This is a genomic window from Pseudomonas fjordensis (genome assembly GCF_976987115.1).
On record NZ_OZ336860.1, the window covers coordinates 2,693,801 to 2,713,489 of the forward strand.

18 protein-coding genes are annotated in these 19,689 nt (G+C 61.4%); 6 read left to right on the top strand and 12 right to left on the bottom strand.

Features of this window, described 5'->3' with window-relative positions; all coding sequences use genetic code 11:
* Nucleotides 1–86: 86 nt before the first annotated feature.
* Nucleotides 87–983 carry a LysR substrate-binding domain-containing protein gene (locus ACWHXD_RS12260; RefSeq protein WP_138763492.1) on the bottom strand — a complete coding sequence of 299 codons (897 nt, stop codon included), beginning with the start codon at nucleotides 981–983 and terminating at the stop codon, nucleotides 87–89.
* A gap of 112 nt (nucleotides 984–1,095) precedes the next feature.
* Here ACWHXD_RS12260 and ACWHXD_RS12265 point away from each other — a divergent pair, with 112 nt between their 5' ends.
* From ACWHXD_RS12265 to ACWHXD_RS12275, 3 genes are read left to right on the top strand one after another with little or no spacing between them, the layout of a single operon-like run.
* Nucleotides 1,096–2,106 (top strand): aldo/keto reductase, encoded by a 1,011-nt coding sequence (locus tag ACWHXD_RS12265; RefSeq protein WP_138763491.1) that lies wholly within the window; start codon nucleotides 1,096–1,098, stop codon nucleotides 2,104–2,106.
* Between the two features lie 11 nt (nucleotides 2,107–2,117).
* On the top strand, nucleotides 2,118–2,915 hold the full coding sequence (locus tag ACWHXD_RS12270) for an SDR family NAD(P)-dependent oxidoreductase (protein ID WP_032892229.1): 798 nt from the start codon (nucleotides 2,118–2,120) through the stop codon (nucleotides 2,913–2,915).
* A 25-nt stretch (nucleotides 2,916–2,940) separates the two neighbouring features.
* Nucleotides 2,941–3,351 carry an SRPBCC family protein gene (locus ACWHXD_RS12275; protein WP_138763490.1) on the top strand — a complete coding sequence of 137 codons (411 nt, stop codon included), beginning with the start codon at nucleotides 2,941–2,943 and terminating at the stop codon, nucleotides 3,349–3,351.
* A 45-nt stretch (nucleotides 3,352–3,396) separates the two neighbouring features.
* On the opposite strand, the gene ACWHXD_RS12280 is transcribed toward ACWHXD_RS12275, so the two are convergent.
* Nucleotides 3,397–3,894, bottom strand: coding sequence for a P-loop nucleotide/nucleoside kinase family protein (locus tag ACWHXD_RS12280; protein WP_138763489.1), 498 nt, complete (start codon nucleotides 3,892–3,894; stop codon nucleotides 3,397–3,399).
* Nucleotides 3,895–4,054: 160 nt separating this feature from the next.
* On the opposite strand from ACWHXD_RS12280, the gene dapF reads away from it, so the two are divergent.
* Complete coding sequence (gene dapF / locus ACWHXD_RS12285; protein ID WP_138763488.1) at nucleotides 4,055–4,858, top strand: diaminopimelate epimerase; 804 nt, start codon at nucleotides 4,055–4,057, stop codon at nucleotides 4,856–4,858.
* Here the strand turns inward: dapF and ACWHXD_RS12290 are convergent.
* Nucleotides 4,855–5,991 (bottom strand): PAS domain-containing sensor histidine kinase, encoded by a 1,137-nt coding sequence (locus ACWHXD_RS12290; protein ID WP_138763487.1) that lies wholly within the window; start codon nucleotides 5,989–5,991, stop codon nucleotides 4,855–4,857. The genes dapF and ACWHXD_RS12290 overlap by 4 nt on opposite strands.
* The gene (locus ACWHXD_RS12295; protein ID WP_032892225.1) at nucleotides 5,981–6,796 is read right to left on the bottom strand and encodes an alpha/beta fold hydrolase; all 816 of its coding nucleotides are present in this window, start codon (nucleotides 6,794–6,796) and stop codon (nucleotides 5,981–5,983) included. The genes ACWHXD_RS12290 and ACWHXD_RS12295 overlap by 11 nt, the downstream gene beginning before the upstream one ends.
* 131 nt (nucleotides 6,797–6,927) lie before the next feature.
* Between ACWHXD_RS12295 and ACWHXD_RS12300 the strand changes: the two genes are divergently transcribed.
* Entirely contained in the window at nucleotides 6,928–8,121 is a 1,194-nt protein-coding gene (locus tag ACWHXD_RS12300) for a TPM domain-containing protein (RefSeq protein ID WP_138763486.1), read from the top strand.
* Between the two features lie 122 nt (nucleotides 8,122–8,243).
* Here the strand turns inward: ACWHXD_RS12300 and ACWHXD_RS12305 are convergent, their stop codons facing one another.
* Nucleotides 8,244–8,642, bottom strand: coding sequence for a hypothetical protein (locus ACWHXD_RS12305; protein ID WP_032892223.1), 399 nt, complete (start codon nucleotides 8,640–8,642; stop codon nucleotides 8,244–8,246).
* Nucleotides 8,643–8,971: 329 nt separating this feature from the next.
* A complete protein-coding gene (locus ACWHXD_RS12310; protein WP_138763485.1) occupies nucleotides 8,972–9,463 on the bottom strand; it encodes a GNAT family N-acetyltransferase in 492 nt (163 codons plus the stop codon).
* A 908-nt stretch (nucleotides 9,464–10,371) separates the two neighbouring features.
* Here ACWHXD_RS12310 and ACWHXD_RS12315 point away from each other — a divergent pair.
* Nucleotides 10,372–10,959 (top strand): LysE family translocator, encoded by a 588-nt coding sequence (locus tag ACWHXD_RS12315; RefSeq protein WP_056784402.1) that lies wholly within the window; start codon nucleotides 10,372–10,374, stop codon nucleotides 10,957–10,959.
* Here ACWHXD_RS12315 and ACWHXD_RS12320 read toward each other — a convergent pair.
* From ACWHXD_RS12320 to ACWHXD_RS12345, 6 genes are read right to left on the bottom strand one after another with little or no spacing between them, the layout of a single operon-like run.
* Nucleotides 10,901–11,794 (bottom strand): AraC family transcriptional regulator, encoded by an 894-nt coding sequence (locus ACWHXD_RS12320; RefSeq protein ID WP_032892220.1) that lies wholly within the window; start codon nucleotides 11,792–11,794, stop codon nucleotides 10,901–10,903. The two genes, ACWHXD_RS12315 and ACWHXD_RS12320, sit on opposite strands and share 59 nt — an antisense overlap.
* 35 nt (nucleotides 11,795–11,829) lie before the next feature.
* Complete coding sequence (locus ACWHXD_RS12325) at nucleotides 11,830–13,431, bottom strand: ABC transporter ATP-binding protein (RefSeq protein WP_138763483.1); 1,602 nt, start codon at nucleotides 13,429–13,431, stop codon at nucleotides 11,830–11,832.
* Between the two features lies 1 nt (nucleotide 13,432).
* Nucleotides 13,433–14,452 carry an ABC transporter permease gene (locus tag ACWHXD_RS12330; RefSeq protein ID WP_003190688.1) on the bottom strand — a complete coding sequence of 340 codons (1,020 nt, stop codon included), beginning with the start codon at nucleotides 14,450–14,452 and terminating at the stop codon, nucleotides 13,433–13,435.
* 1 nt (nucleotide 14,453) lies between these two features.
* Entirely contained in the window at nucleotides 14,454–15,527 is a 1,074-nt protein-coding gene (locus ACWHXD_RS12335) for a microcin C ABC transporter permease YejB (protein WP_032892218.1), read from the bottom strand.
* Complete coding sequence (locus ACWHXD_RS12340; RefSeq protein WP_138763482.1) at nucleotides 15,528–17,366, bottom strand: extracellular solute-binding protein; 1,839 nt, start codon at nucleotides 17,364–17,366, stop codon at nucleotides 15,528–15,530.
* On the bottom strand, nucleotides 17,363–19,192 hold the full coding sequence (locus ACWHXD_RS12345; protein WP_138763481.1) for an extracellular solute-binding protein: 1,830 nt from the start codon (nucleotides 19,190–19,192) through the stop codon (nucleotides 17,363–17,365). The genes ACWHXD_RS12340 and ACWHXD_RS12345 overlap by 4 nt, the downstream gene beginning before the upstream one ends.
* Between the last annotated feature and the right edge of the window lie 497 nt (nucleotides 19,193–19,689).

Below are 19,689 nucleotides of genomic sequence, written 5' to 3' on the forward strand. Positions count from 1 at the left end.
AAGCGGTGGGTCAGTCACCATCAATGTTGGTGAACCGACGCCTTCGCGAGCAAGCCCGCTCCCACATTCAAACTGCAGGGCGTCAGTCAGATAGCCTCAGGTTCGGTCAGCACTTTGCGAAAGGTTTCCACTAATGGCCTCAAGTTGACGCGATGCCAGGCCGCCCACAGCGGTGTGGTGTAGGCCAGCCACGGCAGCTCGCGCAACACCACGCCGGGCGGTGCGTTGCGGCTCAGGCCTTTTTGCACCATCGCCACCCCCAGCCCGGACGCCACCAGGCCCAATGCGGTAAAGGGCTCGCTGGCCTCCATGGGGATCTGCGGGGTGAAACCGGCGCGGATACAGGCGGCGACGAAATCGTCAGCCGGGTGGGCGCCAGGTTTGCGCTGCACGCCGATCCATTGTTGGTCGGCCAGGTGTTCGGGCAACAGTTCGCGTTGTCGAGCCAGCGGATGCTGTTCGGGCAGGGCCAACAGCATCGGGTCGTCGAGCACTTGCCAGGCGGTCAGGTCCGGGTCATCGGCGGCGGGTGGTTCGCTCACCAGGGCGATGTCCAGGCTGCGTTGGCGCAAACCTTCGAGTTGTTCCAGGGAGGGCAGGTTATACAGCTTGATATGCACGGCGGGCCGGTCGTCGCGCAGTATGCGCAAGGCGTTGGGCAAGACACCGGCATGCATGGCGTTCTCGATATAACCGATGCACAAACCGCCTTCTTCACCACGGCCCAGGCGCTTGCCCAGTGACTCCAGGCGGTTGGCGTGGGTCAGCAATGCCTTGGTCTCGGCCAGAAAGGTCTGGCCGTCGCGGGTCAGGCGGATGCGCTGCTGGCTGCGTTCGAACAGGGTCAGGCCCAGGCGTTCCTCGAGCTGGGCGATCTGCCGGCTCAAGGGCGATTGGGAAATGTGCAAGCGCTCGGCGGCGCGGCCAACGTGTTCTTCTTCAGCCACCACTTCGAAGTAGCGCAACTGGCGTAGATCAATCATGTAAGACCTGCAAGGACTCAAGTTGGTCGCAGTATGTCTTGGACGGTCTGATCAGCGCAATCTAGCATCTGCTCAACGGTCACCGTGACCTCGCACTCATTGAGGAACCACCATGAGCTTGAAAGACACACTGCCCGGCGTACTGGGCTTTGGCACCGCCCCCTTGGGCAATATGTTCCGCGCCATCCCCGAAGAAGAAGCCCAGGCCACCGTCGAGGCCGCCTGGAGCCAGGGCGTGCGTTACTTCGATACCGCGCCGTTCTACGGCTCGGGCCTGTCGGAAATGCGCATGGGCCAGGCGCTGTCCAACTACCACCGCGACGACTACGTGCTCAGCACCAAGGTCGGCCGGGTGATTCTCGATGAAGTCGAAGAAACCGCCCGTGACCTTGGCGAAAAAAGCGGCGTATTCGAACACGGCCGCCCCAATAAAATAATCAATGACTACAGCGCCGACGCCACCCTGCGCTCCATTGAAGACAGCCTGACACGCCTGCAAACCGATCGCCTGGACATCGTGTGGGTTCACGACATCGCCCAGGATTTTTACGGCGACCAATGGCTGGAATACTTCAACCAGGCCCGCACCGGCGCCTTCAAAGTACTCACCCGTTTGCGCGAGCAAGGGGTGATCAAGGCCTGGGGCCTTGGCGTCAACCGCGTCGAACCTTGCGAGTTGACCCTGGACCTGGCCGAAGCCCAGCCCGACGGCTTTCTGCTGGCGGGGCGCTATACGCTGTTGGACCACGACCGCGCGTTGCAGCGCCTGATGGACGCGGCCCACGCCCAGCAGGTCGAGATCGTCGTCGGTGGCCCGTACAGCTCCGGCATCCTCGCTGGCGGTGCGCACTTTGAATACCAGCAAGCCAGCCCGGCGATCATTGCCAAGGTCGAGCAGATCAAGGCGATTGCCCAGGTGTTTGGCGTCAGTATCAAGGCCGCTGCGCTACAGTTCTCACTGGCCCATCCGGCGGTGGCGGCGGTGATTCCCGGTGCCAGTCGTCCGGGGCGGATTGCCGAAGACGTTGCGGCGTTGTCTGAACAGATTCCAGCCGCCTTCTGGCAGGCGTTGCGCGAGGCCCGCTTGATCTCGGACCGTGCACCTTTGCCTCTCTCACGTTAAGGAGCTTGAGCATGAAAATTGATGTAAGTGGCAAAGTGGCGATTGTCAGCGGCAGCACCGCCGGTATCGGCCTGGGCATCAGCCAGGCCCTGGCGCAATCCGGTGCCACGGTGGTGGTGATCGGGCGGGATGCAGGCAAGGTGGACGACGCCTTGGCGAGCATTCGCCAGGCGATTCCGGCTGCTCAACTGCGTGGTGTGGTGGCCGACCTGGGCACCGTTGAAGGCGCACAGAAACTCTTCGCCGCCGAACCCCGCGCCGACATTCTGGTCAACAACCTGGGCATCTTCGATGCGGTGGATTTCTTCGACGCGCCGGACAGCGAGTGGGCGCGCTTCTATGAGGTCAATGTGATCTCCGGTGTGCGCCTGGCGCGGCATTATGTGCCGGGCATGGTCGAGCAAGGCTGGGGCCGGGTGATCTTCGTGTCGTCGGAGTCCGGGGTGGCGACGCCGGCCGACATGATCAACTACGGGGTGACCAAAAGCGCCAACCTGGCGGTGTCCCACGGCCTGGCCAAGCGCCTGGCGGGTACCGGGGTGACGGTGAATGCGATCTTGCCGGGGCCGACCTTTACCGATGGCCTGGAACACATGCTCAAGGACGCCACGGCCGAATCCGGGCGCAGTGCCCGAGACGAAGCGGATGTGTTTGTGCGCCATGCGCGGCCCACCTCGATCATCCAGCGTGCGGCCAATGTGGATGAAGTGGCGAACCTGGTGGCGTACATTGCTTCACCGCTGTCTTCGGCGACGACCGGTGCTGCGCTGCGGGTCGACGGTGGCGTGGTCGACAGCATGGCAATCTGATTTTTTCCTGACTGGAGTATTGATCGTGGCAACAGCGTCTTCTGTGATTGAAATTGCGGTGTCGGCCGACCAGGTCTGGCAACTGATTGGCGGCTTCAACAGCCTGCCTGACTGGCTGCCTTTTATTGCCAAGAGCGAGCCGAGCGAGGGTGGCCGTGTGCGTCACCTGACCGCCGCTGACGGCGGCACGATTGTCGAGCGCTTGCAGACTTTCGACAACGTGGCGCGCACCTACAGCTACACCATTGAAGCGTCGCCGTTTCCGGTGAGTGCTTACCTGTCGACCTTGCAGGTTGAAGCGTTGACGGACACCTCGGCGAAAGTGACCTGGTCCGGCGTGTTCACGCCGGCAGCGGGTACCACCGAGGCGCAGGCAGAGGAGTTGTTTACCGGTGTCTACGAGGGCGGGCTTGAGGCGCTGCGCAGCAAGTTCTAAGGATTGTGGCGAGGGAGCAAGCTCCCTCGCCACAGGGTGGATTTTTTAGCCTAGATGGAGCAAGGCTGCCGCGACAGCCTCTGCCGGCGTCAACTGCGCCGTGTCCAGCCTGAACGGCGGCGCTTCCCAGGGTTCATACTCATGCACCTGCACCGATTCCCAGGTCGGCGGCACCAGCCCCGGAATATCGCCCACACGGCCTTCGACTCGAAGCCGATGCGCCTGCTGATCGGAACACACCACCTCGATATTGATCAGCGCCACGCCGGCGGCTGTCGCCACCGCTTGCCAGGCATCACGGCTTTCCTTCACCGGGTTCACGCAATCGGCGATCACCCGCTGCCCCAGGCGCAGGTTACTCAGCGCCAGCGCATTCGCCACAGCGTAGCCACTGGCCCCCACATCGCCCGCCAACACCCCAGCCTCGCGCAACGCCTGCTCAATCACATCGATACGCAGGTAAACCGCGCCCAACTGACGTGCCAGTTCCCTGGCAATCGTGGTCTTGCCGCTGCCGGGCAAACCGCTGAATACAATAAGCATGACCCATCAACCCCCCTGTAGGAGCGAGCTTGCTCGCGAAAAACGCCAACAATAACGTGTACTAACTGAATAAACGCGGCGCCTATGGTTTTTTCGCGAGCAAGCTCGCTCCTACAGTGGTATTAGAACCGCTCGGCTCATTTCACTCACAGGAGCGCCCATGACCCTGCCGTTCGTGAAGATGCACGCCCACGGCGACGACTTCATCATCGTCGACCGCCGTGGCGAGGATAACCCCATTACTGCGCAGATTGCCCGCTACCTGGGTAACCGCCGCTTCGGCATCGGTTTCAATCAACTGGCGGTGGTACTCGACTGTGAGGAGGCCGCCGCGCGCGTTCAGTTCTGGAACCCGGACGGGACACGCCTGCACACCTGCGGCAGCGCGACGCGTGGCGTGGCCGATCGCCTCATGCACGAGGCTGGCACTGACACCATCGTGCTGCGCAGCGACCGTGGCTTGCTGAGATGCACACGTGCTGATGGGCAGCGGGTGTCGGTGGACATGGGCCCACCCTCCTTGGACTGGGCGTCGGTGCCCCTGGCCAGGGCGATGGACACCTGCGTGTTGCCTATCGACGGCCAGCCTGCGGCGTGCAGCATGGGCAACCCGCATTGCACGTTTTTTGTGGAGGATGTGACGGCGCTCGATATTGAGGCCATGGGCCCGACCCTGGAAGTTCACCCGCTGTTTCCGGCCAGGACCAATGTGCATTTCGTGCAAGTGCTGGACCGCAGCCATATCCGCCTGCGTATCTGGGAGCGTGGCGGCGGTGTGCCGCAGGGGTCCGGTTCCTGCTGTTGCGCGGCGGTCGTCAACGGCATCCGGCGAGGGCTGCTCGATGAGTGTGTAGAGGTCCAGTGCGACGGCGGCGCGGTCACGGTGCAATGGGACGGGCAGGGCGGGGTGATATTGACCGGCCACGTCGAGCCGATCATGCAGGGCACCGCGTACCTGTACTAGAACTTCACGGTAAACGTGGTGCCGGCGCTGGCACAGGAACTCACCGCCACATCGCCGCCATGCACCCTGGCCAGTTCGCGCACGATATACAGGCCCAGGCCCACGCTGCGCACGTCGCTGCCCTGGTCGGTGCCGCGGGTCATGGGTTCGAACAACCCGGCCAGCAAGGCTTGGGGGATCGCGGGGCCGTGGTTGTGCACCGCAACCTCGCAGGTGTTGTCGCCCAGGCGCGAGGTGATGGTGATCGGCTGCAGCAAGTCGCCATAGGCCACGCTGTTGGCCACCAGGTTACCGATCATCTGTTGCACGCGGTCGGCGTCCAGGCAGGCGTCGCCCTGGCCCTCGGCGTGATGCACCAGCGTGGCCTTGGGGAAGGCCACTCGCAGTTCGTCGACGCTGCTATGAATCACGCTGTGCAGGTCCAGCGGTTGCGGCTTGATGATAATGCCCTGGCCAACCCGGGCCTGGGTGAAGTCCAGCAGGTCGGCGATCATGCGGTGGGCGCGTTCGGACGACTGGCCGATGTGCCCCAACAACTGGCGCTCCTTGGCCGTGCGCTCGCCACGCTGGAGAAAGTCGGACGCCATGCGGATCGCCGTGAGAGGGTTTTTCAGGTCATGGCTGACAATCGCCACCATCTGTTCGGCAAACAACGCCCGGCGCTGGGCAATGGCATAGGCTTCGCTCAGTTCGGCCTGGGCCTGTTGCAGGGCCAGTTCCGTAGCCGTTTTTTCCTGCAGCAGGGCTTCGGCCTGCTTGTGGGCATTGAGCAGTTCGCGCTCGTACTTGTCACGGTCGGTGGTGCCGAACAGCGCCAGGTCATACACCACGCCGTCGGGCTGCTGGCGCCGGTTGGCATTGAGCAATACGGTGACCTTGTGCCCGTCGCAATGGCGGATGTCGAGCTTCACCTCGGTGACGCTGCCGTGCATGCGCAGCATCGGTGCCAGGTGCGTCTGATGGAAAATCCGCCCGCCCATGGCCAGCAGGTCCTGGAAACGCCGGCCCAGCAGTTGGGCGGCGGTAAAGCCCAGCCAATCGCACAAGCGCGGGTTGACGTGCAGGATCGTGCCGTCTTCCTGGGTCACCGCCAGGGCGCAGGCCGCGCTGTCAAACAGTGAATCAGCGGGCATCGGCAGCCGCCCAAGGGGCGAGGAAGCGGTCCATCGCTGTTGCGCACGCCTGGGGGGCGCTCATGTGTGGGCAATGGCCGACATTCTCGACCAGGCAATAGGTGCTGTTAGGTAATACGGCGTGCAGGTATTCGCCCACGGCCACGGGAGCGATCAGGTCTTCGGTCGATTGCAGGATCAGCACCGGGGTAGTCAGGCCGAACACATCCTGGCGGTTATCCGACAGGAAGGTCACGCGGGCGAACTGCTTGGCGATGTCCGGCTCGGTGCGGCAAAAGCTGTCGGTGAGCGCCTCGCTCAAGTGGGGTTGCGTCGGCGCGCCCATGATCACCGGGGCCATGGCGCTGGACCAGCCCAGGTAGTTACTGTCGAGGGTGTCGAGCAGGTCTTCGATGTCGTCGTGCTGGAAACCGCCGACATACTCATCGGTATCGATATAGCGCGGCGATGGGCCAATCATCACGTGCGCGGCAATGCGGCCCGGGATGAAACGGTCGGCGAGGGTGCCGATCATCGCGCTCACCGAGTGGCCCACCAGAATCACCGGGCCTTGGGCGTAGGCGTCGATAATCTCGTTCAGGTCATGGGCGTAGCCATCCAGGCGGCTGTATTTGGCTTTGTCGAACGCACTCAAGTCCGACAGGCCGGCGCCGACCAGGTCATACAGCACCACGCGAAAGCGTTCGAGAAAGTGCGGTGCCAGGGCATTCCACATGGCCTGGTTGCAACCAAAGCCGTGGGAAAACACCAGGGTCGAGGGACCGTTGCCCATCACATGTACATTGTTGCGGTGGCTTAGGTCCATGGGCGTCTCGTTGATGGCTTATTGCTATATAGCTTGGCGGCAGTTTAGATAGTCGCAGGCCCTGGGTCACGCGTTTGCGTGCAGATAAGGTAAAGTCGGCGCCTTCAGGGAGAGACTTCAGGTAACCATACATGATCGTGCTTGTGCGGCAATCGGTGTTCAGCCTACTGGCTCTGGTATTTTCCAGCCTGTTGATCGCCGCGCAGGCGGACACCTCGCCTATTGGGGTTGCCCTTGATCAACGGGTCATTGACCTGACCAACACTCTCGACTCGGGCACCGCCGAGCGCCTCAAGCAACAACTCGCCGACCTTGAACAACGCAAAGGCGCGCAGGTTGCTGTATTGCTGGTGCCGACCACCGGCAGCGCCGATCTCGAAAGCTACGCCAACCAACTGTTTCGCGCCTGGAAACTGGGACGCCAGGACGTCAACGACGGCCTCCTGCTGGTGGTGGCCAAGAACGACCGCAAGGTGCGCATCGAAGTGGGCTACGGCCTGGAAGGCATTGTCACCGACCTGCTGGCCCATCGCATCATTGAAGAACGGATCACGCCGGCGTTTCGTCAGGGCGACTTTGCCGGTGGCATCGAGCAAGGCGTGAACGCGCTGGTCGTCTTGGTGGACGGCGGCGACCTGCCCGAAAGGGCCGGGCCGAGGCTCAACCCCCAATTTATCGCGATATTGGCGGCGTTTATCCTGGGGGCGCTCACCGGTGTATTGATCGCTGCTGGCCAGTTGCCCTGGCGCAGGGCTTTGATCGTCGCGGTAGCCGCCACGCTGTTGTTGGCGCTGCTGGCAGGTGGTCGGGATTGGCCGATGTTTCTGTTTGTAGTGCCGCTGACGTTGTTGATTGGCGGCGCGATATTCGGCGCGTTGTGGCAGGTACGTACGCTGTTTTACGGCGTGATCGGGCTGCTGGCTTATATCCTCGGGTTGGTGGTGGCAAACCAGTACGTGGACGTCAGTTTCACCCATTGGCTGCTGTGGCCATTGGGCGTCTTGATAGTACTGGGCTTGTACCTGGTGCTGCTGCTGATCATGAGGGAGACCTGGCGCACCAGCCGCGCAGGTTTTGCCGTACGACTGCTGGCGGTGATGGCCGTGTACGGGGTGGCGGGGCGGGTGATGGACGGTGATCGCGACGCCTGGTTGCTGGCGTTTCCTATCGCATCGTTTGTTGCGCTGATTATCTTTGGCAAGGTCGGCGAAGGTTCTGGCTCCGGCGGCGGGTCCAGTTCAGGCTCCAGCGGCTCAAGCTCCAGCAGCAGTTCGTCGGGCGGTGGCGGTTCCAGCGGTGGCGGGGGGGCTTCCGGCAGTTGGTAGATGACTCGGCGGCTGTCCCACAGCGGAACAACCGCCAACCATACCAGTTGAAGCCAATGGGTATGGGGTGTTCGGCAAAGCCCTGGGTACTACGGCGGCTTAGCTCAAAAGCAGAGGAGTTGTCACGCCTTGGTCCAACCGCCGATGCCGTCAGGTTTTATTTCGAAGTCGATCGGTTCACGATGGATATTGGACGGGGAGTCGTCTAAGGCCTTGTAATCCGAAGTTGAGAAGGCGGGCAGGGTGCCGCTGCCGTGATATTGGATATGGGTATTGACCCTGGAGTCATCGACGATCTTTTTGTCCGAAGGCAAGAAGTTGCGATCCAACCGAGTGCGGTTGGCGTGGTCGCGCGTCGCATTGCCAATGCTCTTCCAGCCGCCCTTGCCATTGGACACTTCGGCATCTTCTCCCGCCTGTTTGTCCAGAGGGTTTGTCCTGGGTACATCGTTATCGATAGGGTGTTTGCCAGCGGGCTGGTACGCGGGTACGAATGGGATGGAGTCACTGATTGAAGACATGATTGCACCTCTCTGATCGCTAGGAAATTGACCCTGTCAGGAGGGGATCCTGACAGGGCGTTTCGCAGGCTACAGCGCCAGGGGCAGGCGCTCAACGAGGTCTGTTTTGGCTGGGTGTAACAACGTAAAACCGCATCGGGCGCAGGTTTTCGAGTGAGTGAAAAGGCTATAGGTGCAGTCCGGCCCACGCGCCGAAAAGTCAGGCTGGTTGTCAGATAGCGCAGCGCAGCGCCAGGTTTTCACTCACTGAAACACACTGTGTCGTTGCAGGTTTTTTGGCGGCTTCACGCTTGGAAACACTTTTGCAATCACTCGTGCAACGGCTTGCATCAAAGCATTCTCACCATCTCATGCCACGCCATACCCCCATGATCCGACGGCGAAGGGCGCACATAGGTGTAGCCCATTGTTCTGTACAACGGCACATGCTGCTCCTTGCACATCAGGTGGAGGGTGCGCTTGCCCATTGCTTGCATGCGTTGCACGAACTCGGCCATCAGCGTTTTCGCATACCCCTTGCCTTGATGGGCCGGGTCGACCACCACCGACATGATCACCACATTCGGCGCCTCGGCCACATGGCCCACCAACTCCTTGAAGGCCTCGTCCGACATCACCACTTCATGGGCGCACCCTGAGTTGATGAAACCCACCACTGCGCCATCTTCCTCCAGGATCAAAAAGCCCTCGGGGTACTGCGCGATGCGCGTGGTGATCTTTTCAAGCGTTGCGGCTTCGTCGCCCTCGTAGGCGGTGGTTTCGATTTCAAAGCAGCGTGCGGCGTCGGTGGGCAGGGCGTTGCGCAAGGTGAGGGTGGGCATGGGCGGTTCCAGGGATGTTCAGTCAAAGGCCACATCATAGAGAAACGTTGTTCCTTTGGCACCGTAAGGTCACTGGTGCTGAAGGCTCAAGCGGGAGGTTCAACGTTGGTGCCCCGCAATCAAACTGTGGGAGCTGGCTTGACCTGCGATGGCGGCTTGACAGCCGACACCTATCTACCTGATACCTCCGCAATCCAACTGTGGGAGCTGGCTTGCCTGCGATGGCGGCCTGCCAGCCGACGCCTACCTACCTGACACCCTAACGATCCAACTGTGGGAGCTGGCTTGCCTGCGATGGCGGCCTGCCAGCCGACGCCTACCTACCTGATACCCTAACGATCCAACTGTGGGAGCTGGCTTGCCTGCGATGGCGGCCTTCCAGCCAACGCCTATCCACCTGGCGCCCCACAATCAAACTGTGGGAGCGGGCTTGCTCGCGAAGGCGGCCTGACAGGCGACACAGTTGGATTGTGTACATATCCATTGCTGCGGTAACGGCCCCTTAGGGTTCCGCCCTGACGGCGGCTCACTTTTGAAAAGCGCAAAAGTAAGCAAAACGCTCTTGCCCCACCACTCGGCACCTCGCTGGGGCTCGGTGTGCCCGTAATCCGCCAGTGATTTGGGGGGCCGCCGCCACGCGCCATCCATGGCGCGGGGCGGCTAAACCGGCATCCCTGCCGGTTTACCCCCCAAATCCCTGTCGAATTCCGGCCAGCGTGGTTTGACGGGGCGCTTAAGATCAAGATCAAAAGCAGATCAAGAGCGGCTCGCTTCGCATCGTGGTTAGCGGTGGGGCGTAAATCAACAGCGCTCGTTCTGAAAGATAAAGGGGCATTTTCTTCAATACCTCCCGTCTTTGTGCGCGTTACCGTGATCTCAACATCGTTGGCATCACACAAGGAACTGTAATGAGCTTGATTCTCTCCATGGCCGCTTTTGCCCTGGCCACGTCCATCACCCCGGGCCCCGTTAATGTGGTTGCTTTAAGTGCCGGTGCGCGTTTCGGTTTTGTCGCCAGCCAGAAACATGTGTTGGGCGCCGCCGTAGGTTTCACCTTGTTGTTGGTGCTGATTGGCCTGGGGCTGCATGAAGTGCTGGTGCGCTGGCCGATCCTGATCCGATTGATCCGTTGGGGCGGAGTCGCGTTCTTGTTGTATATGGCGTGGAAGCTGGCGGTGGATGATGGCCGGTTGGACGCTGATGGTGCACAGACCGCGCCGTCGATGCTGTACGGCGCGATCATGCAGTGGCTCAACCCGAAAGCCTGGCTGGCGTGTGTGGCAGGCATGGGGTTGTTTGTGGCCGATGGCGATGCGGCGCAGGTGTGGTTGTTTGCCGCGCTTTACCTGGTGATTTGCTACCTATCGGTGGCGTGCTGGGCGTATGCGGGGACGTTTTTGCGCCGCTATTTGCACAACCCGAAGGGGGTGCGCCTGTTCAACCGCTCAATGGCCGCGTTGCTGGTGGCCAGTGTGGGTTATTTGCTGATGGCTTGAGGTTTTCGCGGTATTGCCCCGGCGTGGCCGCGAAGTGTTGTTTGAAGGTGCGCTGGAAGTGCGCCTGGTCGGCAAAGCCCGCGGCCAGGGCGACGTCGGCAATCAGTGCGCCATTGCGCAGTTGGCTGCGGGCAAACTGGATGCGTCGGTTGACCATGAAGGCGTGGGGCGTCAAGCCGTAATACTGTTTGAACGCGCGGATCAGGTAAGACGGCGACAAGTCGGCGGCCTGGCAGATGTCTTCGAGTTTCAAGGCCTGCGTGCAGTGGGCACGAATGTAGTCGGCGGCGCGTTCCAGTTTGTGGTTGACCTCGCGCACCGGCGCCAACGAAGGGTTCAGGCGCTGTTGTACCTCGGTGAAGTAACTCACCAGCGCGCTCTGTTTTTGCAGCAGATCGGCCTGTTCATCCACCAGTGTGCGGTACAGGTCGAGCAAGCCGTGGTACAGCGCGGTGTCGCGGGTATGGGGCGTGTCGAAGGGCCGGTAGCCCTGGTCGGTACTGAACCCCAACTGGTATTGCAGGTCGGTCAGCCACGGCGTGTCGAGGTACAGCATGTGGTAGGACCAGGGCTGGTCATGGATGGGGTTGCATGCATGCACATCGCCGGGGTTCATCAGCACCACGGTGCCGGCGCTGATGTCGAAGGTTTGCGCGCCGTAGTGGTAATAGCTACAGCCCGTGGTAATCGCACCGATGGAAAAATGCTCATGGGCGTGCCGGGTGTAGGTAACCTTGCGCCCGTCGGCGATGGTGCGCGCTTCGATGAACGGCAGGCGTTCGTCGCGCCAGAAGCGCGGTGCATCCGCGGGGCGGGCGGTAGGGCTCGGCGACATAGCGTTAGTTCTCCTGCATTTGCACCCGCGTTACGTCAGGCCGGTACCAAAAAAGCCGCCTTGAGCAACTGCCGGGTATAGGCATGCTGCGGGTCGGCAAAAATAGCCCGGGCGTCGCCTTGCTCCACCACCTGGCCTTGCTTGACCACCATCAATTGGTGACTCAGCGCCTTCACCACCGCCAGGTCATGGCTGATAAACAGGTAGGTCAGGTTGTACTTGGCCTGCAAGCCGCGCAGCAACTCTACCACTTGGCGTTGTACTGTGCGGTCCAGGGCCGAGGTGGGTTCGTCCAACAGGATCAGGCGTGGCTTGAGCACCAGCGCTCGGGCAATGGCGATGCGTTGGCGCTGGCCGCCGGAGAATTCATGGGGGTAGCGATGCCGGGATTCGGGGTCCAGGCCCACCTCCTTGAGCGCCGCGATAATCGCCGCTTCCTGTTCGGCGGGCGTGCCCATCTTGTGGATGCGCAGGCCTTCGCCAACGATCTCGCTGACGCACATGCGCGGGCTCAGGCTACCGAAAGGGTCTTGGAACACCACCTGCATTTCCCGGCGCAACGGGCGCACCTGCTGTTGGCTGAGGCGGTCCAGTTGCTGGCCTTCGAAGCGAATCCCGCCCTGGCTGCCGATCAGGCGCAAAATTGCCAGGCCCAGGGTGGATTTGCCCGAGCCACTTTCGCCCACGATGCCTAGGGTTTGCCCTTGGGGCAGGCTGAAGTTGATGCCGTCCACGGCCTTGACGTAATCCACGGTGTTACGCAAAAAGCCTTTCTTGATCGGAAACCAGACTTTCAGGTCGTCCACCTCCAGTAGCGGTGGACCGACCTCATTATTGGCCGGACCGCCACTGGGCTCCGCCGCGAGCAGTTCCTGGGTGTAGGGATGCTGGGGCGACTGGAACAGCGTCTCGCAATCGGCCTGTTCCACGATGCAACCTTGCTGCATCACACACACGCGGTGGGCGATGCGCCGCACCAGGTTGAGGTCGTGGCTGATCAGCAGCAGCGCCATGCCCAGCCGCGCCTGCAACTCCTTGAGCAATTCCAGAATCTTCAACTGTACGGTGACGTCGAGGGCGGTGGTCGGCTCGTCGGCGATCAACAACTCCGGCTCGTTGGCCAAGGCCATGGCGATCATTACCCGTTGGCGCTGGCCGCCGGACAGCTCATGGGGCAACGCCTTGAGGCGTTTGTGCGGTTCGGGAATACCCACCAGTTCCAGCAACTCCAACGTGCGCTGGGTGGCGACCTTGCCGGTCAGGCCCTTGTGCAGGCCGAGCACTTCGTTGATCTGTTTTTCGATGGAGTGCAGCGGGTTCAACGAGGTCATCGGCTCCTGGAAGATCATCGCAATACGATTGCCGCGTATATGCCGCAGGGTCTTCTCTTTGAGCGTCAGCAGGTCTTGCCCTGAATACTCGATGGTGCCAGACGGATGCCTGGCCAACGGGTAGGGCAGCAGGCGCAGGATCGAATGGGCGGTGACCGATTTGCCTGAACCGCTTTCACCCACCAGCGCCAGGGTTTCGCCGCGCTTGATGTCGAAACTGACGTGGTTGACCACGCGGTGATGATGCTCGCCGGTGACGAACTCGACACTGAGGTCGCGGATTTCGATCAGATTGTCCGGATTCATCTCATTTCCTCGGGTCGAACGCATCGCGAGCGGACTCGCCGATAAACACCAACAAGCTCAACATGATCGCCAGCACCGCAAAGGCACTCATGCCCAGCCACGGCGCTTGCAGGTTGGATTTGCCCTGGGCCACCAGCTCACCCAGCGACGGCGAACCTGCCGGCAGCCCGAAGCCGAGAAAGTCCAGGGCGGTGAGGGTGCCAATGGCGCCGGTGAGGATGAAGGGCAGGAAGGTCATGGTCGAGACCATCGCATTGGGCAGGATGTGACGAAACATGATGGCGCCGTTCTGCATGCCCAGCGCCCGCGCCGCGCGCACGTATTCCAGGTTGCGCCCGCGCAGGAACTCGGCGCGCACCACATCCACCAGGCTCATCCAGGAAAACAGCAACATGATCCCCAGCAGCCACCAGAAGTTGGGTTGCACGAAGCTGGCCAGGATGATCAGCAGGTAGAGCACCGGCAAGCCGGACCATATCTCCAAGAAACGCTGCCCGGCCAGGTCGACCCAACCGCCATAAAAGCCCTGCAAGGCGCCGGCAATCACGCCGATGATCGAGCTGAGGATGGTCAGGGTCAGGGCGAAGAGCACTGACACGCGAAAGCCGTAGATCACCCGCGCCAGCACATCGCGCCCCTGGTCATCGGTGCCCAGCAGGTTGACCGAGGACGGCGGCGCCGGGGCCGGCACTTTCAGGTCGTAATTGATGCTCTGGTAGCTGAACGGAATCGGCGCCCACAGGGTCCAGGCGTCCTTGGCCTTGAGCAGTTCCTGGATGTACGGGCTCTTGTAGTTGGCTTCCAACGGGAATTCACCGCCGAAGGTGGTCTCCGGGTAGCGCTTGAGTGCCGGAAAGTACCAGCCGCCGTCGAAGTGCACTGCCAGGGGCTTGTCGTTGGCGATCAACTCGGCGCCCAGGCTCAGCACGAACAGCACCAGGAACAGCCACAGCGACCACCAGCCACGTTTGTTGGCCTTGAACCGCTCGAACCGGCGGCGATTGAGGGGGGACAGGTTCATCTCAATGCTCCCGGCTGGCAAAGTCGATACGCGGATCGACCAGGGTGTAAGTGAGGTCGCCGATCAGTTTCACGATCAGCCCCAGCAGGGTGAAGATAAACAGCGTGCCGAACACCACCGGGTAGTCACGGTTGATCGCCGCTTCAAAGCTCATCAGCCCCAGGCCGTCGAGGGAGAAGATCACCTCCACCAGCAACGAGCCGGTAAAGAAGATGCCGATGAATGCCGAAGGGAAACCGGCGATCACCAGCAGCATGGCGTTGCGGAATACATGGCCATACAGCACGCGGCGGTTGGTCAGCCCCTTGGCCTTGGCGGTGACCACGTACTGTTTGTTGATCTCGTCGAGAAAGCTGTTCTTGGTCAGCAGGGTCATGGTCGCGAAGTTGCCGATCACCAGGGCGGTGACGGGCAGCGCCAGGTGCCAGAAGTAATCGAGGATCTTGCCGCCCCAGCTCAACTCGTCGAAGTTGTTGGAGGTGAGCCCGCGCAAGGGGAACCAGTCGAAATAACTGCCACCGGCAAACACCACGATCAGCAAAATCGCGAACAGGAACGCCGGTATCGCATAGCCGACGATGATCGCCGAGCTGGTCCACACATCGAAATGGCTGCCGTGGCGAGTGGCCTTGGCGATCCCCAGGGGGATGGACACCAGGTACATGATCAGGGTGCTCCATAACCCGAGGGAAATGGACACCGGCATCTTCTCCTTGATCAGGTCGATGACCTTGGCGTCGCGGAAAAAGCTGTCACCGAAGTCCAGCCGGGCGTAGTTCTTGACCATGATCCATAAGCGTTCCGGCGCCGACTTGTCGAAGCCGTACATCTTTTCGATTTCCTTGATCAGCGCCGGGTCCAGGCCTTGGGCGCCACGGTAGCTGGAACCGGCCACCGCGACTTCGGCCCCACCGCCGGCAATGCGGCTGGTGGCACCGTCGAAGCCTTCGAGCTTGGCGATCATCTGCTCCACCGGGCCGCCGGGTGCGGCCTGGATGATGACGAAGTTGATCAGCAGGATCCCGAACAGCGTAGGGATGATCAGTAACAGGCGGCGAGCAATATAGGCCAGCATTCAATTGCCTCCGCTCGCCGCATCGGCGTTCTGCGTGGTGTCGAGGGATACCGCCGGTTTGACGTCGGGTTTAGCCCACCAGGTGGCGGTGCCGACGTCGTAGCGTGGCGAGACCTTGGGGTGGCCCAGGTGGTCCCAGTACGCAACACGGAAGGTCTTGATGTGCCAGTTGGGGATCACGTAGTAACCAAACTGCAGCACACGATCCAGCGCCCTGGCGTGGGCGATCAGGCTCTGGCGTGAACCGGCGTCGATCAACTCTTCCACCAACTGGTCGACGGCGGGATCCTTGAGGCCCATGTAGTTGCGGCTGCCGGGCTTGTCGGCGCTGGAGGATTTCCAGAACTCGCGCTGCTCGTTACCCGGCGAGGTGGATTGCGGGAAGCTGCCCACCAGCATGTCGAAGTCGCGCGAGCGCAGGCGGTTGACGAACTGCGAGACGTCCACGCGACGAATCACCAGGTCGATGCCCAGGTCTGCCAGGTTGCGCTTGAACGGCAGCAGGATGCGCTCGAACTCGGTCTGGGCCAGCAGGAACTCGATGGTCACGGGCTTGCCGGTGCTGTCGACCATTTTGTCGTCGACAATCTTCCAGCCTGCCTCTTGCAGCAGTTGGTAGGCCTCGCGCTGTTGGGTGCGGATCATGCCGCTGCCGTCGGTGTGGGACGGTTCGAAGGCCTGGGTGAAGACTTCGCCAGGGATCTTGTCACGCAGCGGTTCAAGGATCGCCAGTTCATCCGGGCCGGGTAGGCCGGTAGCGGCCATTTCCGAGTTTTCGAAATAGCTGCGGGTGCGGGTGTAGGCACCGTTGAACAACTGCTTGTTGCTCCATTCGAAATCCAGCAACAGGCTGATGGCTTTGCGCACCCGCACGTCCTGGAACATCGGCTTGCGCATGTTGAATACAAAACCCTGCATGCCGGTGGGGTTGCCGTTGGGGATTTCTTCCTTGATCAAGCGGCCTTCTTTCACCGCTGGAATGTTGTAGGCGTTGGCCCAGTTCTTGGCGCTGAACTCCAGCCAATAGTCGAACTGCCCGGCCTTCAAGGCTTCCAGGGACACCGTGCTGTCGCGGTAGTAATCGGTGATGCGGGTATCGAAGTTGTAGAAGCCCTTATTGACCGGCAGGTCCTTGGCCCAATAATCCTTGACGCGCTCGTAGCGAATCATGCGGCCCGGCTTGACCTCCGCCACCTGGTAAGGCCCGCTGCCCAGGGGGATTTCCAGGTTGCCCTTGGAGAAATCCCGGCTCGCCCACCAATGTTTGGGCAGCACGGGCAACTGCCCAAGGATCAACGGCAACTCGCGGTTGTTGGTGCGCTTGAACTTGAACAGCACGCGCAACGGGTCTTCGGCCACCACCTCATCGACGTCGGCGTAGTAGTTGCGGTACAGCGGGTTGCCTTCCTTGATCAGGGTCTGGAAGGTGAACACCACGTCTTCGGCGCGGATCGGGTGGCCGTCATGGAAGCGCGCTTCGGGGCGCAGGTAGAAGCGCACCCAGCTGTTGTCCGGGGCTTTTTCGATCTTGCCGGCCACCAGGCCGTATTCGGTGATGGGTTCGTCCAGGCTCTGCGTGGCCAGGGTGTCGTAAATCAGCGGCAGGTTGTCCGCTGGCACGCCCTTGCTGATGTAGGGGTTAAGGCTGTCGAAACCGCCCATGGCCGATTCGCGGAAGGTGCCGCCCTTGGGGGCGTCGGGGTTTACGTAGTCAAAATGCTTGAAGTCGGCGGGGTACTTGGGGGGCTCGTTGTAGAGGGTCAGCGCATGTTGTGGCGCGGCGTGCGCCGCGGTGCACAGCAACAGGCTGGCGAGCAGGGTAGTACGCAAGGACATCATTGGGCTTTCTCCGAAGCTTTCAGCCACCATGCGCTCAGGCCCAGGCTATAGGGCGGCGTGGTGACGAAGGCGAACCGGTTGCGGTACGCCAGGCGATGATAGTTGAGGTACCAGTTGGGAATGCTGTAGTGCTGCCACAGCAGCACCCGGTCCAGGGCGCGGCCGGCGGCCAGTTGTTCTTCGCGGGTCTGCGCCGCCAGCAGTTGGTCCAGCAGGTGGTCGACCACCGGGTTGGCGATACCGGCGTAATTCTTGCTGCCCTTGATTGCGGCCTGGCTGGAGTGGAAGTACTGCCACTGCTCAAGGCCGGGGCTCAAGGTCTGGCTGAGGGTCATCAGAATCATGTCGAAATCGAATTGATCGAGGCGCTGTTTGTACTGTGCGCGGTCAACGGTGCGCAAGCGGGCGTCGACGCCGATGCGGGTCAGATTTTCGACATAAGGTTGCAGGATGCGCTCAAGGTTCGGGTTGACCAGCAGGATTTCCAGGCGCAGCGGTTGCCCGTCCTTGTCCAGCAGGCGCTGCCCCGACAGTTTCCAGCCGGCCTCGCTGAGCAGGGCCAGAGCCTGGCGCAGGGTTTCGCGGGGGATGCCGCGGCCGTCGGTGTGCGGCAGGTTGAACGGCTGGGTAAACAGCGCGGCCGGCAGTTGGTCGCGGTAGGGCGAGAGCATCAACCACTCATGGCCCACGGGCAGGCCGGTGGCCGAGAATTCACTGTTGGGGTAATAGCTCACCGAGCGCTTATAGGCGCTGCTGAACAGCGTGCGGTTGGTCCATTCAAAATCGAACATCAACCCCAGAGCTTCGCGCACCTTGGCCTGGCTGAGCGCCGGCCGCCGGGTATTCATGAACAGGCCCTGGCTCTGGGTGGGGATCTGATGGGCGATCTGCGCCTTGATCACATCGCCGCGGTTGACCGCCGGAAAGTTGTAGCCCGTGGCCCAGTTCTTGGCCTGATGCTCTATATAAATATCGAATTCACCGGCCTTGAAGGCTTCAAAGGCCACGTCGCTGTCGCGATAGAACTCCACTTCGACCTTGTCGTAGTTATAGAAACCCTGGTTGACCGGCAGGTCTTTGCCCCAGTAATCCTTGACCCGTTCAAACACCAGTTGCCGCCCAGGCGCCACCTTGGTGATGCGGTAAGGCCCACTGCCCAGGGGTGGCTCGAAGGTGGTGGCCTTGAAGTCACGGTTTTTCCAATAGTGCTGGGGCAGCACCGGCAACTCGCCCAGGCGCAGGATCAGCAAGGGGTTGCCGGCGCGCTTGAACACAAAGCGGATACGGTGAGGGTTGAGGATGTCGACCCGAGCCACTTCCTGCAGGTTAGTGCGGTACTGCGGGTGGCCTTCGGTCAGCAGGGTGCGATAGGAGAACGCCACGTCATCGGCGGTAATCGGCTTGCCGTCGTGAAAGCGCGCTTCGGGGCGCAGGTTGAACACCACCCAACTGCGGTCCTCGCTGTATTCCACCGACTGGGCAATCAGGCCATAGCTGGAGGTGGGTTCATCGCCGGACGGCGCGTATTGCCCAGTGCCCACCATCAAGGGTTCATTGAGCTCGTTGACGCCGTACTGCAGGAAGTTGGCGGTGGAAACCGGGCTTGAACCCTTGAAGGTATAGGGGTTGAGCGTATCGAAGGTGCCAAATGCCATCACCCGCAATGTCCCGCCTTTGGGCGCTGCAGGGTTTACCCAATCGTAATGGGTGAATTTGGCCGGGTACTTGAGTGTGCCGAACTGCGCATAACCGTGGCTCTCGGTGATCGTCGCGTTCGCCGCAAAGCTCAAGGCCAGGCTTATTAGTAGAAGGAGGGGACGCTTCAAGTCAGAGATCCGATCCGGGCGGCTTGGGCTTTATGATCGGTACAGTAACAGCTTGTTCCGGTTGGAAAAAGCATCTTGAAATTGGCTATAGGCCCATGTGCATCGGTCTCTACACAACGCTGTAGTGCTCAACGCTAACCACTATGCGAAGCGAGCCGCTCTTGCTCTTGATCTGCTTGTGATCTTGATCTCAGGCGCCCCGTTAAACCACGCTGGCCGAACGCAGGCTTGAATTCGTGGGTAACCCGGCAGGACGCCGGGTTAGCCGCCCCGCGCCATGGATGGCGCGTGGCGGCGGCCCACGGATTCAAGCCTGCGTTCGGGCACACCGAGCCCAAGCGAGGTGCCGAGTGGTGGGGCAAGAGCGTTTTGCTTACTTTGGCCTGGGCCGGCATTCCGGCTTTTGCAAAGTGAGCCGCCGTCAGGGCGGAACCCTAAGTGGCCGTTACCTAAATAACGGATATATACCCGGTCAGACCCAACGTTCTGGTCGGCTG